At 70.9% G+C, this 13308-nt stretch carries 12 protein-coding genes; 7 read left to right on the top strand and 5 right to left on the bottom strand.

The window, feature by feature from the left end:
* Window positions 1–176: 176 nt before the first annotated feature.
* Both DEI98_RS04680 and DEI98_RS04675 read right to left on the bottom strand, forming a co-directional pair.
* Window positions 177–482 (bottom strand): acyl-CoA carboxylase subunit epsilon, encoded by a 306-nt coding sequence (locus tag DEI98_RS04680; protein ID WP_258370740.1) that lies wholly within the window; start codon window positions 480–482, stop codon window positions 177–179.
* Window positions 482–2077 (bottom strand): acyl-CoA carboxylase subunit beta, encoded by a 1596-nt coding sequence (locus DEI98_RS04675; RefSeq protein WP_071406413.1) that lies wholly within the window; start codon window positions 2075–2077, stop codon window positions 482–484. The genes DEI98_RS04680 and DEI98_RS04675 overlap by 1 nt, the downstream gene beginning before the upstream one ends.
* 74 nt (window positions 2078–2151) lie before the next feature.
* Here DEI98_RS04675 and DEI98_RS04670 point away from each other — a divergent pair, with 74 nt between their 5' ends.
* The 3 genes from DEI98_RS04670 to DEI98_RS04660 all read left to right on the top strand — a co-directional run bounded on the left by DEI98_RS04670 (window position 2152) and on the right by DEI98_RS04660 (window position 4895).
* Window positions 2152–2952: a biotin--[acetyl-CoA-carboxylase] ligase gene (locus tag DEI98_RS04670; RefSeq protein WP_111100089.1), complete on the top strand. Its 801-nt coding sequence runs from the start codon at window positions 2152–2154 to the stop codon at window positions 2950–2952.
* Window positions 2953–2956: 4 nt separating this feature from the next.
* The gene (locus tag DEI98_RS04665; RefSeq protein ID WP_071244247.1) at window positions 2957–3505 is read left to right on the top strand and encodes a PH domain-containing protein; all 549 of its coding nucleotides are present in this window, start codon (window positions 2957–2959) and stop codon (window positions 3503–3505) included.
* Window positions 3506–3587: 82 nt separating this feature from the next.
* Window positions 3588–4895 carry a UDP-glucose/GDP-mannose dehydrogenase family protein gene (locus DEI98_RS04660; protein WP_111046848.1) on the top strand — a complete coding sequence of 436 codons (1308 nt, stop codon included), beginning with the start codon at window positions 3588–3590 and terminating at the stop codon, window positions 4893–4895.
* A 71-nt stretch (window positions 4896–4966) separates the two neighbouring features.
* Here DEI98_RS04660 and DEI98_RS04655 read toward each other — a convergent pair whose 3' ends face one another.
* On the bottom strand, window positions 4967–6169 hold the full coding sequence (locus tag DEI98_RS04655; protein WP_146243426.1) for a glycosyltransferase: 1203 nt from the start codon (window positions 6167–6169) through the stop codon (window positions 4967–4969).
* Between the two features lie 48 nt (window positions 6170–6217).
* Here DEI98_RS04655 and DEI98_RS04650 point away from each other — a divergent pair, with 48 nt between their 5' ends.
* Complete coding sequence (locus DEI98_RS04650) at window positions 6218–7441, top strand: polysaccharide pyruvyl transferase family protein (RefSeq protein ID WP_181437940.1); 1224 nt, start codon at window positions 6218–6220, stop codon at window positions 7439–7441.
* Window positions 7442–7572: 131 nt separating this feature from the next.
* Entirely contained in the window at window positions 7573–7800 is a 228-nt protein-coding gene (locus tag DEI98_RS04645; protein ID WP_111029457.1) for a hypothetical protein, read from the top strand.
* Between the two features lie 6 nt (window positions 7801–7806).
* Here DEI98_RS04645 and DEI98_RS04640 read toward each other — a convergent pair whose 3' ends face one another.
* Together DEI98_RS04640 and DEI98_RS04635 are read right to left on the bottom strand one after the other, a co-directional pair.
* On the bottom strand, window positions 7807–8757 hold the full coding sequence (locus tag DEI98_RS04640; RefSeq protein ID WP_110863324.1) for a GH25 family lysozyme: 951 nt from the start codon (window positions 8755–8757) through the stop codon (window positions 7807–7809).
* Window positions 8758–8893: 136 nt separating this feature from the next.
* The gene (locus DEI98_RS04635; RefSeq protein ID WP_181437939.1) at window positions 8894–10171 is read right to left on the bottom strand and encodes an acyltransferase; all 1278 of its coding nucleotides are present in this window, start codon (window positions 10169–10171) and stop codon (window positions 8894–8896) included.
* 106 nt (window positions 10172–10277) lie between these two features.
* Between DEI98_RS04635 and DEI98_RS04630 the strand changes: the two genes are divergently transcribed.
* Together DEI98_RS04630 and DEI98_RS04625 are read left to right on the top strand one after the other, a co-directional pair.
* A complete protein-coding gene (locus tag DEI98_RS04630; RefSeq protein WP_111100085.1) occupies window positions 10278–12149 on the top strand; it encodes a glycosyltransferase family 39 protein in 1872 nt (623 codons plus the stop codon).
* Between the two features lie 110 nt (window positions 12150–12259).
* Window positions 12260–13291: a lysylphosphatidylglycerol synthase domain-containing protein gene (locus DEI98_RS04625; protein ID WP_071406421.1), complete on the top strand. Its 1032-nt coding sequence runs from the start codon at window positions 12260–12262 to the stop codon at window positions 13289–13291.
* Window positions 13292–13308 lie beyond the last annotated feature (17 nt).

Genomic DNA, 13308 nt, shown 5'->3' with positions numbered 1-13308 from the left:
AAGGACACCGAACACCAACTACTATGCCGACGCACGAGCTGCATGTCAGTCGTCATTATGGGGGACAATTCCGGCATTTCCGGTCCGTATCCGCTGAACGTGTCCCCCGAGTGAGGGGATACCGACCGGGAAGTGCGCCCTGCAACCGTTCCGGTCGCCCGCGCACCAGGGGTACATCAGCGGAGCGATCGGCCCCAGGCGCCCGGTCCGTGATCGAGCGGGCGGCGGAGTCCGCGGGCCGCGGCGTCCCACCCGGTGCGGGGCTCGACGACCACGGCGGCGCGTCCGGCGGCAGCGGCCTCGTCGGCCTGGCGCTGCAGGACGGCCACGACGGCGGCGAGTTCCTCGGGGGTGGGGTCGCCCGAGACCACCCGGACGTCCGCCACCGAGGCGGGCTCGTCCGAGGGCACGGCTGCTGCGTGGCGACCCATCAGGCCGCGGGATTGTGATGATCCCGTGCGCGGCGATTCGACCGGTTCCATCAGAGGGGGATGTTCCCGTGCTTCTTCGGGGGCAGCGTGGCGCGCTTGCCCCGCAACGACCGGAGGGCCTTGATGACCGACACGCGCGTGGCGTGCGGCTGGATGATGCCGTCGAGCTCACCGCGCTCGGCCGCCAGGTACGGCGACGCGACGTTGTACGTGTACTCGTTCGCGAGCTTCGTGCGGACCGCGGCGACGTCCTCGCCGGACTCCTCGGCGCGCTTGATCTCGGCGCGGTACAGGATGTTGACGGCACCCTGACCGCCCATGACGGCGATCTCGGCGGTCGGCCACGCCAGGTTGATGTCGGCACCGAGCTGCTTGGAACCCATGACGATGTACGCGCCGCCGTAGGCCTTGCGGGTGATGACGGTGACGAGCGGGACGGTGGCCTCGGCGTAGGCGTACAGCAGCTTCGCGCCGCGGCGGATGACGCCGGTCCACTCCTGGTCGGTGCCGGGCAGGTAGCCGGGCACGTCCACCAGGGTCAGGATCGGGATGCCGAACGCGTCGCAGAACCGCACGAAGCGGGCGGCCTTCTCGCCGGCGTCGATGTTCAGCGTGCCGGCCATCGCCTGCGGCTGGTTCGCGATGATGCCGACCGTGCGGCCCTCGACCCGGCCGAAGCCGATCAGGATGTTCGGCGCGAAGAGCGGCTGGACCTCGAGGAACTCACCGTCGTCGACGATGTGCTCGATGATCGTGGTGACGTCGTACGGCTGGTTCGTCGAGTCCGGGATCACGAGGTCGAGCTCGTGGTCGGCGTCGGTGGTCTCGAGCTCCGGGGCGACGTCGTAGGCCGGCGGGTCGGACAGGTTGTTGTCCGGCAGGAACCCGATGAGCGAGCGCGCGTAGTCGAGCGCGTCGGTCTCGTCCTCGGCCAGGTAGTGGGCCACGCCGGAGACCGCGTTGTGCGTCTGGGCGCCGCCGAGCTCCTCGAAGCCGACGTCCTCGCCCGTGACGGTCTTGATGACGTCGGGGCCAGTGACGAACATGTGGCTGGTCTTGTCGACCATGATGACGAAGTCGGTCAGGGCGGGGGAGTACACCGCACCGCCGGCCGCCGGACCCATCACGATCGACAGCTGCGGGATGACGCCTGAGGCCTGGGTGTTCAGGCGGAAGATCTCGCCGTACTTGCCGAGCGCGACGACGCCTTCCTGGATGCGGGCGCCGCCGGAGTCGAGGATGCCGATGATCGGCACGCCCGTCTTGAGCGCGTGCTGCATGACCTTGATGATCTTCTCGCCGGCGACCTCGCCGAGCGACCCGCCGAAGACCGTGAAGTCCTGCGCGTAGACGGCGACGTTGCGGCCGTGGATCGTGCCGACGCCGGTGACGACCGCGTCACCGTAGGGGCGCTTGGCGTCCATGCCGAACGACGTGGTGCGGTGCCGCACGAACTCGTCGAACTCCACGAAGGAGTTCTCGTCGAGCAACTGCTCGATGCGTTCGCGCGCGGTGCCCTTGCCCTTCGCGTGCTGCTTGGCGATGGCGGATTCGCCCGCGGCGGTCACGGCCTCGTGGTACCGGTCGCGGAGGTCGGCCAGTCGGCCGGCCGTCGTCGACAGATCGGGGGTGTCTCCTGAAGTCACCCGCTCACCCTACCGGCGGCTGCCACGCTGCCGGTTGGAGGACCCCCACGGTTCCTGCCCGTACATTTGCGTGCATGTCCACATCCCCGTCGCCGTCGTTCCCCGCCACCAGCGAGGCTGTCCGGTCGGCGGGCGCGACGATCACCGTCCCCGCCGAGACCGGGTCCACCAACGCGGACCTGCTCGCCGCCGCCCCCGAGCAGCAGCACGGCAGTGTCCTCGCGACCCTGCACCAGACCGCGGGTCGGGGCCGGCTCGACCGCACCTGGACCGCTCCGGCCGGTGAGACGCTCGCCGCCAGCGTGCTCGTCCGTGCGGACCTGGACGACCACGACCGCGGCTGGTTGCCGCTGGTCGCCGGGGCGGCGATGCGCGACGCGATCGCGTCGGTGCTCCCGCCCGGCGCCGACGTCGTCGTGAAGTGGCCGAACGACGTGCAGGTCGCCGGGGACAAGGTGTGCGGGATCCTCTGCCAGGTCGCCGCCGACGGCAGCGTCGTGGTCGGGGCCGGCGTGAACCTGACGATCCCGGCTGATCGGCTGCCCACCCCGACGTCCACCTCGCTCCTGCTCGCCGGCGCGGTCGACGACGCACCCGCCCTGGCCGACGCGGTGCTGTCCGCCTTCCTGCGGTCCGTCCTGGAGGCGGTGGCAGGCCTGGTCACCGGGGGTCCCGCCGCCGAGACGGTCCGGTCCCACGTCCGCGCCGCGTGCGGCACGATCGGTCGCCGCATCCGCCTCGAGCTGCCGGACGGCACCGTCGAGGAGGCCGACGCGACCGGCATCGACGACGCCGGCCGCATCACGATCCGGGACCAGGCGGGCGGCACCAGGGGCGTCGCGGTGGGGGACGTCACCCACCTGCGGTATGCATGACGGCATGACCGCCGAGCCCCCGCCCGAACGTGTCGTCGCACGCTTGCGACCACACGCCCGTCGGCTGGTGCGACCGGCGGTGTTCGTCGTGCTCGTCACCGCGGCCGGCGGGTTCGGCTTCGGCGTGTTCCAGGCGCAGCTGGCGTGGCTGAACGCCGTCGTCGCGCTCGTCGTCGTGGTGCTCGTCGTGTTCGGCGGCGCCGTCCCGCTGTTCCGCTGGATGTCGGAGCGGTACGTCGTCACCACGCGTCGCCTGGTCGTGGTCAACGGACTCGGCACGCGGACCCGACGGGAACTCCTGCACTCCCGCGGCTACGACGTGACCGTACGGCGCCGCGGGCTGCAGGGGCTGTTCCGCTCCGGTGACGTGCTCGTGTTCCCCGGCGACGACCCCGCGGTGGTCCTCGCCGACGTGCCGCACGCCGACCTCGTCGTCGCCGTGCTGCACGACCTGGTGGAGGCCTACGAGGCCAGGCGTCGGCACCGTGAGCCGGACTGGGACGAGATCGTCGGCGGTCCGGACCGTCCGCCGTGGGGCGACGTGCGGGCCTGATCCGGCCGCTGTGACCGTCGCCGCGGGCGCCGCTGCGGGTGCCGTGATGAGAGTTCGGCGAGAAACCGGTACCTTCTTCGACGTGCGTATCTCTGTGATCGGCTGCGGCTACCTCGGTGCCGTGCACGCCGCCTCCATGGCCAAACTCGGACACGAGGTCGTCGCCGTGGACGTCGACCCCACCAAGATCGAGCGGCTCGCCGCGGGCGAGGCCCCCTTCTTCGAGCCCGGCCTGCCCGAGATCCTGACCGAGGCCCTCGAGTCCGGTCGGATCCGCTTCACCACCGACATGGCCGAGGTCGCCGGTGCCCGCGTGCACTTCCTCGCCGTCGGGACCCCGCAGGGCCCCACCGGTGCCGCGGACCTGACCTACGTGAACGCCGCCGTCGCCGCGCTCACGCCGCACCTGTCCGCCGGCGAGTTCGTCGTCGGCAAGTCGACCGTGCCCGTCGGCACCGCCGCACGCCTGGCCGCCGAGGTCAGCGAGGACGTCCCCGGTGCCACGCTCGTCTGGAACCCCGAGTTCCTGCGTGAGGGCTTCGCCGTGCAGGACACCATCGCGCCGGACCGCTTCGTCTACGGCGTGCCGGACGGCGAGGCCGGCGAACAGGCCGTCGCCGCCCTCGACGAGGTCTACGCCGAGGCGCTGTCCACCGGCACGCCCCGACTCGTCGTCAACCTGCCCACCGCCGAGCTCGTGAAGATCAGCGCCAACGCGTTCCTCGCCACCAAGATCTCGTTCATCAACTCGATGGCCGAGATCGCCGAGGTCGCCGGTGCCGACGTGACGGCGCTCGCCGACGCGATCGGCCACGACGCCCGCATCGGCCGGAAGTTCCTGAACGCCGGCCTCGGCTTCGGTGGCGGTTGCCTGCCGAAGGACATCCGCGCGTTCCAGGCGCGGGCGAACGAGCTGGGCGTCGGGGAGTCCCTGGCGTTCCTGGCCGACGTCGACGCCACGAACCTGCGTCGTCGCGCCCACGTCGTCGAGCTGGCGCAGGAGCTGCTCGGCGGGGTCGTCAGCGGCAAGCGCGTCGCGGTGCTCGGCCTGGCGTTCAAGCCGAACTCCGACGACGTGCGCGACTCGCCGGCCCTGGACATCGCAGCCCGCCTGCAGGAACTCGGCGCCGTCGTCTCGGCGTACGACCCCGAGGCCGTCGTCACCGCGCGCCGCGTGCACCCCGAGCTCGACTACGTCGAGAGCGCGGCCGAGGCGCTGGGCGGGGCGGAGCTCGTGCTCGTGCTCACCGAGTGGACCGAGTTCCGTGAGCTCGACGCGACCGCCGCTGCCGCACTCGTGGCGTCGCCCGTCGTCATCGACGGCCGCAACTGCCTCGATCGTGACGCGTGGACCGCCGCCGGCTTCACGTACCGCGGCATGGGGCGCTAGCCGCGACCGACAGGAGGCCCGGTGCCGGTCCGTGGGACCGGCACCGGGCCTCCGGTGTGTTCGCCGCGTCGTCAGCCGATGGCTGCGCGCAGCACCGCCCGGTAGCGCTCGCCGATCCGTTCGGTGGAGAACTCCGCCGCCGAGACGACGGCCTGCTCCTGGTATCGCGAGCGTGCTGCGTCGTCGGTGAGGACGCGCTGCAGTGCTGCGCGGAGCGCCGGGACGTCGCCCGGGGGCACGAGCACGCCGGACACGTCGTCCTGCACGACGTCCCGGATGCCCGGCAGGTCGCTCGCCACGATCGCGGCCCCGACCGCCGCGGCCTCGAGCAGGGTGACCGGCAGGCCTTCCTGGTCGCCGTTCGCCGCGGGGATCGACGGCACCGCGACGACGGTGGCCGACGCGAGGGTCTCGAGCACCTCGGTGCGGCCCCGCTGGCCCAGGAACGTCACCGGCAGACCCGCCGCCTGCTGCTCGAGCTGGGCGCGGTACGGGCCGTCGCCGACCACGGTGAGCCGCCAGGGCACGTCGTCGCCCAGGCCACGGAGTGCCTCGATCAGGTTGCCGAAGCCCTTCTTCTCGACCAGACGACCGACGGCGACGACGTGGTGCTCCTGCGGCGCGACGCGGGCACGGGTGTCGCGGGCCGGGCCGAGGTCGACACCCATCGGGATCACGGTCGAGCGCGACTCGGGGACGCCCCACTCGGTCAGGCGCTCGCGCATCTCGGAGTTCACGGTGGTGACGTGCGCCGACCGTCCGAAGATCCAGCGCTTGAGCCGGACGAGGGGAGCCGCGCGGAGCGCGTAGATGTCCCCGCCGTGGGTCGTCACGACGACGGGCACACCCGGGGCGGCCAGGGTCGCGACGAGGGCCTGCGGGATGGCCCAGTGCGCGTGGATGACGTCGGGCTTCGCGGAGCGCACCACGCGCCGCACGGCCAGGTACTGCGCGAGCACCAGCGCGGGCACCTGCACGATGCGGGAGCGCCGCTCCTTGAGGTTGTCGAGGATCGCGCCGTCGGCCAGGTCCTCGAAGCGACGCGGGAAGTACGGGTAGCGGCGCACCGCGACCTCGCCGATGCGCTCCTTCGCGGCACCGCCCGGCACGCGGGGGGTGAGCACGAGGGTGTCGAACTCGGTGGCCTCCTGGTGGGCGAGGTCGAGCACGAACGCCGGCACGCCGTCGTCCGGACGGGCCGGGAACGTCGAGCCCAGGACGAGCAAGCGGGTGCGGTCCTGGCGGGAGCGGGCGGAGCGAGTGGTGCGGGACATCGTGCCTTTCCGGGGCTGGCGGGGGACGGTCCGGTAGGCTCTCACCCCGTGCGCGTACTGATCCACAATAGCGATTCGCCCCACAACCGCGGGGACCGGGCGATCCTCGCCGGCAACGTCGAGCTCGTCCGTCGCCGGTGGCCGGACGCCGAGATCGTGTCCCTGTCCCAGTACCCCGAGCGGGACGCCGCGTGGTTCGGGATCCGGTTCCTGCCGGTCTCGCCGTACAGCACCGGCATCGGCGACCTGTTCGCCCTGCTCCGTGCCGCCCGCGGGGCCGACGTGGTGCTCTGGGGTGGCGGCGAGATCCTGAAGGACTACACGAACAAGCTCGGCCTCGTGTACTGGTTCGGCAAGATGCTGCTCGTCCGTGCGGTCAACAAGAACCTCGTCGGGGCGTTCCAGGGCATCGGCCCGACCACCGCCGGGGTCAGCAAGCGCCTGATCCGCGCCACCGTCGACCTGTGCAGCGCGTTCGCCGTCCGCGACGACGAGTCCCGCGAGAAGCTCCTGTCCTGGGGCGTGAAGACGCCGATCGTGTCGTCCTTCGACCCCGCGGTCGTCGGGACGGTCACCCCGCCCGACGCGGACGTGCTCGAACGGCTCGAGCGCACCACCGGCCTGACCGCCGAGCAGCTCGAGGGCTCGATCGGCTTCGGCGTCCGTCGCTGGTTCCACTACAAGCGCAGCGGCTGGATCCCGTTCCGGTTCCTGCCGAAGCGCTTCCGCCAGACCGGTGTCGACAGCGACAAGCTCGTGACCTACCGGCAGGCCGTCGCCGACCTCGCCGACCGTGTGATCGACCGCTGGGACGCCGACGTGGTGTTCTACCCGATGCACATGGAGGCGTCCGAGGGTGACGCCGCCTTCGCCCGCGAGGTCATCGCCCTGATGCGGCACGCCGACCGCACCCACGTGGTCGAGGCCGACGAGTTCTCGCCGTCCGAGTACGCCGGGCTGATGTCGCGCAGCCGCCTGTTCCTGGCGAGCCGCCTGCACTCGGCGATCGTCGCGACCATCGCCGGGGTCCCCGCCGCGGTGCTCTACTACGTCGACAAGGGCCGGCTGTTCTTCGAGCAGATGGGCCAGCAGGCCTACTCGAAGCCGATCGAGGCCGCACTCGAGCCCACGTTCGTCGACGACGTCACAGCGCAGCTCGAGGCGCTCGACGCGGACCGTGACGCGGTCCGCGAGCAGCTCGCGCAGGGCGTGGCCCGCATGGCGACCGCCCTCGACGCCGACTTCGCCGAGGCGACGCGCGACGTCCGCTGACACTGTGCGCTGACACGGCGGGTGCGAACTCGCGCCCGTGACGGACAGGAGGCCCGTGGCGACACCGCCACGGGCCTCCTGTCCGTTCGTGGTGGCCCAGCGCCGGGGGCGCGCGCCCCTAGGCTGACGACATGACCGAGCGTCGATCCCTCACCGTCGCCGGCGGCGTCACCGCCGCCATCGGCGGAGCCGTCTCCGGAACCGGGGCGCTGATCCTCACCGTGTACGCCGCGACCGGCGGGAGCTTCCCGTTCGGTGCGGCGTTCCTCGTCTTCGCGGGTGGGCCGTTCCTGCTCGTCGGCGCGGTGCTGTTCGCCGTCGGCTGGTGGCAGGGCCGTCGATCGCAGCGACGTCCCTGACGGGCGTCAGCTCGTCCGGGACGCGAAGCGCTTCAGGTACGTGATGTCGTTGCGGTAGACGTCCTGGTCGCCGGGGAGCGTGCCGCTGGCCGCCCACTGCCAGAAGGTCCACTTCGACCAGCTGCGTCCGAGGGTGCCGGGGGTGGTGAAGTTCTTCACCGGGTAGATCGCGACGAACAGCGGGTTCTTCGAGAACTGGTTGCTGTTGTTCGTGCAGCGCTTCCACCAGTCGGTCGTGGTGTAGATCGCGGGGTACCGACCCGTCTTGGCGACGACGGTCCTGTTGAAGTCCTTGATCCAGGTGCGCATCGCGCCCCACGACTTGCCGTAGCAGGTGCCCTGGGCGGCGCTGCCGTACTCGATGTCGAGCAGCGGCGGCAGGGTCTTGCCGTCCTTGCTCCACTGGCCGCCGTGGGCGAAGAAGTAGTTCGCGGTCGCGGCGCCGCTCGCCTGGCTCGGCTGGGCGTAGACGTAGCCGCCGCGGTACAGGTTGCGCTGCTTGGCGGTGGCGTACTGCTGCTTGTAGGTGGAGCTGACGTACGAGGTGCCCTCGGTCGCCTTCACGTACACGAACCGGGCGCCGTTGCGGTAGGCCTGCAGGAAGTTGACGCTCGGCTGCCACGCGCTGATGTCGAAGCCCTGCACCCGGCCGGGGGGTGGCCCGCCGGCGGTGGCGGCAGCGGCCGACGAGCTGAGGGACTGTGCGCTCACGCCGCCGCCCGAGGTCGCGTCGGGGGAGGTCGTCACGTGGGTCTCACCGGCGTGGGCGGCGATGCCGGCACCCATGGTGTGGTTGCCGGTGCGGTCCATCTCGGCGATGGAGAGCTGCTGACCGGTGTCGGTGCCGGCGGGTTCGGTGGCGGTCGCGCCGACCGCCGGGCCACTGCCGAAGGTGATGACCCCGGCAACGGCGGCAGCGGTGCCGAGCCCGAGGATCCTGCTGATGGGTGCGCGCATGTGGTCTCGTCTTCCCTGTCGAGATGCCGTGGGCCTGATCTCCCACGCCGCGGTCCGAGCGATGCTACCCGGACTCGGCGACACCTGTCCGTGAGACGCACCCGGGCGGCGTCCGCTGCGGTGTCCGCATTCGGGGTCAGCGGGCGGTGCGGGTGCCCTCGTCGTCCGTCTCGACCTCGGGCAGGCGCCCGCGCGAGGAGACCTCGCGGGTGGCGTGCTTCTGCCGGCGGTTCAGGAAGTTACGCTCCACGAGCCACCACATCCCGACGCAGATCGCCAGGGTGATCGGGATCACCACGAAGACCATCATCAGGAACTGCCACTTCGGGTACAGGCCCATCGGCAGGAGCAGCAGGTTGCCGAGTCCGAGCAACGGGCTGTGGAAGAGGTAGACCGTGTACGACACGAGGCCGGCGAGCACGAACGGCTTCCACGCGAAGAAGCGTGCGAGCCAGGTGTGCTCCCCGGTGACCGCCTTGCGCCCCATCCACGTCAGCAGGATGCCGGCGAAGATGCCGAGGACGACCTCGGACGGCCAGGTCTGGTGCTGCCAGTAGTCGCGGTTGCGGAAGAAGACGAGGAGCATGCCGACGAACATCGCGGCCACGAACACGCCGCTCTGCCACCGCGGACCGCCGAGCTTCGAGGCGTTCAGCTTGCCGGTCAGGTGCTCGTCACGGGCCTTGACGGTGAGCTCGGCGGCGAGCATGCCGACCGCGAAGAGGCCGACGAACCACGGGTGCATCCACGAGTAACGGCTCTCGGCGCCCATCCACATGCCGATGAGGACCAGCGAGGACGCGGTCGCCCACCCGCCGAAGACCTTCCAGAGCGGCAGGATCAGCAGCGGCATGAGGAAGTAGATCTGCCACTCGACGGCGACCGTCCACATCGGGCCGTTGATCTTGCCGATGTACTGCGGGAAGAAGTCGTGCACCAGGAAGAAGTGCGTGAGGAACGTGCCCCAGCCCATCGGCAGCTTCGTGTCCCACTGGGTGCCGCCGGGCTGCCCCATCACCGGGACGAACAGGATGATGAGCGCGAAGACGACGAGCGACGCCCAGTACGGCGGGATGATCCGTCGGGCGCGGCGCCAGATGAACTTCCAGAAGCCGCCGGGCAACCGGTAGCGGTCGAACCGGGTCACGACGGGCAGCATCAGGACGTAGCCGGACAGGACGATGAACAGCGGAACGCCGAGGTAGCCCCACCCGATGAACGGGCGGAGCCACGGCAGTTCGGTCGGCCCGGTCCCGGTCGTCCCGGTGAAGAGGTACGCGTGGTAGAACACCACGGCCAGGGCGGCGAGACCGCGGAGCCCGTCCAGGTACGGGAACTCGAGCCGGCCCCCTGCGCGGGGAGCGGCCGCCGTCGGTTCGGCTGCGGATTCGGCTGCGCGGGTTTCGGTGGCCAACGAACGTCCTCGAGGTGGTCGGAGCGGGGTCCCCGGCAGTCTCCCACACGCCGAGCGGGGCCCGCGATCCGCCTCGGTGCGGTCCGACAAGCGAACGGATGTCATGATGAAGCACGTGACCGTGACGACGACCGCAGCACCGCAGAGCACCCACGAGCCCGCACGACGGCGTTCGGGGGCGGGTGCGCGACGGTACCGGCACGTCGTCGCACCCCTGATCCTGGGCGTCCTCGTGGTGATCGGGGTCGCCCTGAGCGCCGCCGTGGCTTACCACAACCGCCTCGGCGTGACGAACGTCGACGGCATCTCCTACATGGGCATCGCGCGCGAGTACGCGAACGGCTGGCTGCCCGACGCGATCAACGCGTACTGGTCGCCGCTGGTCTCGTGGATGATGGCGCCGTTCATCGCCCTCGGGCTCGGCATGCAGACGGCCTTCGCGATCGTGAACTGCTTCGCCGTGGCCGTCGTGCTCGGCATCGGCGGGTGGCTGGTCTGGTCGCAGAACCACCGCATCGTCCCCGCCGTGCTCTTCATGGTCACCGCGATCCCCGCCCTGATGAGCGCCGTGTCGGTGCAGACCCCGGACCTGCTCGTCGTCGCGTGGGTCGTCGGGTTCCTCTGGGCACTCCGGTGGGCCGACCAGGCACTGCACGGTTCGACGCGTGCGCGGGTCGCCTCCGGCGCGGTGCTCGGCGTCGTGGCCGCGCTCGGGTACTTCACCAAGCTCTTCCTGCTGCCCGTGGCCGTCGGTGCGGTGATCCTCTGGCTGCTGCTGCGCGTCTGGTCCGCCCGTCGCCGCCGTGAGCCCGTCCGGCACTGGTGGACGGCCCCGGTCGCCACGATCGTCGTGTTCGCCGTCGTCATCGCCCCGTGGGTCGGCGCACTGACCCTCAAGTACGGCACGGTGACGCTCGGGTCGTCGTTGTCGGTCAACATCGGTTCGAAGTTCGATGACGGCGGCCGCGCAACGGACTGGCCGTTCCTGCCGGTCCCGCCCAACGACCACGCCTTCTCGCCCAACGAGGACTTCACCCCGTCGGTCTACAAGCAGGGTCCGATGGACAACCCGGACCCCGCCGTGGTGCCGCCGCCCACGCAGTCGACCACCGAGGACACCGCGCCGAAGGTCACGAAGGACTCCGGCATCGCGGCCCGCGCCGGGTACTACCTGCACGAGCGCATGCTCGCCCTGCCGTACTACCTGCAGAAGATCAGCACCTTCGCCCCGTTCGCGGCGCCGATCGCCCTGCTCTTCGCGGCGGCACTCGTCATCGGTGTCGTGCGGTTCCGCCGCTACGCGTTCACCTGCATCGTCGCGGCGACGACCCTGGTGTACTTCGTCGGCTACGGCATGATCACCTCGTCATCGAGCGGCGGTGGCAACGCCCGGTACTACTGGCCGCTGTTCTACCTGACGGCGATGATCGGGGCGCTCATGCTGCCGGCCGTCTGGCGGCTGGTGCGCCGTCGGGGCGTGGTCCGCACGATCGTGGCGTGCGTCGCGATCGCCGTGGTGCCGATCGCCTCGTACACGCAGAACTGGTTCGGGTCCCCGGCGCCGTTCTACCCGTCGGTCAACCGCACCGAGGCGCTGCGCGTCTTCGGGCCGACCGATGTGCCGGAGATCGTCCGGCTCGCCGACCAGATCCGGGCGAGCGGCGCGCTGCCCGAGGACGCCACCGTCATCGGCTCGAACTACCGCTCGCTCTCCTCGCTCGCGTTCCTGACCGACACGCGTGTGTACGGTCGCTCAGGTCAGGGCTACACGTACCACTCGGACGCGATGCGCAACCTGTTCATCGACGAGGGCGTGCAGTACTTCGTGCAGTTCGACCCGGCGACCGCCCCGGCGCGCGACTACTCGGTGGCCGGCAAGCTGGTCGGCACGTACAACGCGACGATCTCGTGCAGCGCGGACCGCTCCACCGACCCGGAGATCCCCTGCCGCGTGCAGATCGTCAAGCTCGCCCGGTGACGCTCGACCGGTGACGTCCCCGGCACCCGCTCCCTGCGGCAGCACCGCAGGGAGCGGCCCGCCCCAGCGTCTACCATGACCTGAGCCCGTGACCTGAGCAGGAGACCCGTTTGTCCGCAAGCACCAGCGACACCCCCGCGCCCGAGGGGAAGCGTCCGTCGAAGCGACGACGGTTCCTCGGCAAGGCGATCCCCATCGCCTTCTACGTCCTGCTCGCGGTGTTCCTCGTGCTGTACGTCCGGAGCGTCGACTGGGGACAGCTCGCCGGGCTCGACTGGCAGTGGTCGTGGGTGATCCTCGCGACGGTGATCAGCCTCGGCTTCCGGTACTGGGGCGTCGGCATCTGGTTCTACCTGCTGCGACGGCTCGGCGCGACCGGGCTCAAGGGCAGCGGCGTCACCCTGACCTACGTGTACGCGAAGTCCTGGATGGGCCGCTACATCCCCGGTGCCGCGACCTGGATCATCGGCAAGGTCTACTTCGCCTCGAAGCACGGCGTCTCGAAGGCCCGCCTCGGCGTCAGCGGCCTGCTGGAAGGTGCGCTGCAGATCGCCGCCACCCTGGCCCTGGCGCTCGTGCTGCTGCTCATCGACCCGCGGACGCACAACCTCGACCCGTGGCTCATCGTCCTGATGATCGCGGCGTTCGTGGGCTGCGTCGTCTGCCTGATCCCGCGCGTGTTCGTGTTCCTGATCGGGATCGCGCTGAAGATCCTGCGTCGCAAGCCGCTCGAGGCCGACGTCCGTCCGAACCTCGGCACGGTCCTCGGCGGAGCCGGGCTCTACGTCGCGGGTGCGGTGCTGTCCGGCACGGCGTACTACTTCATCACCCTCGGCGTGTACCCGTCGCTGAAGCTCACCGACGCGGCCTTCGTGATCGGTGCCGCGAGCATGGCCTCGGCGATCAGCATGCTGGCCGTCTTCGCCCCCGGCGGGCTCGGCGTCCGCGAGGGCGTGCAGGCCCTCCTGCTGGCGCTCGTCATGCCGCCGCCCATCGCACTGGTCGTGGTCGTCGTCACCCGTGTCTGGAGCCTGGCGGTCGACGGACTCTTCCTGCTCTGCGCTGCGGCCCCCACGTGGTTCCGGCGCAACCGCCCGACCGACGACCCCTCCGCGGTCGAGGGCGGCGTCCCCGCCGCCTGACGCGCGTCGCGCGCGTC

Origin of the sequence: Curtobacterium sp. MCLR17_034 (genome assembly GCF_003234485.1) — a bacterium.
Lineage (GTDB): Bacteria > Actinomycetota > Actinomycetes > Actinomycetales > Microbacteriaceae > Curtobacterium > Curtobacterium flaccumfaciens.
This window is presented reverse-complemented; position numbering and strand designations above follow the sequence as displayed.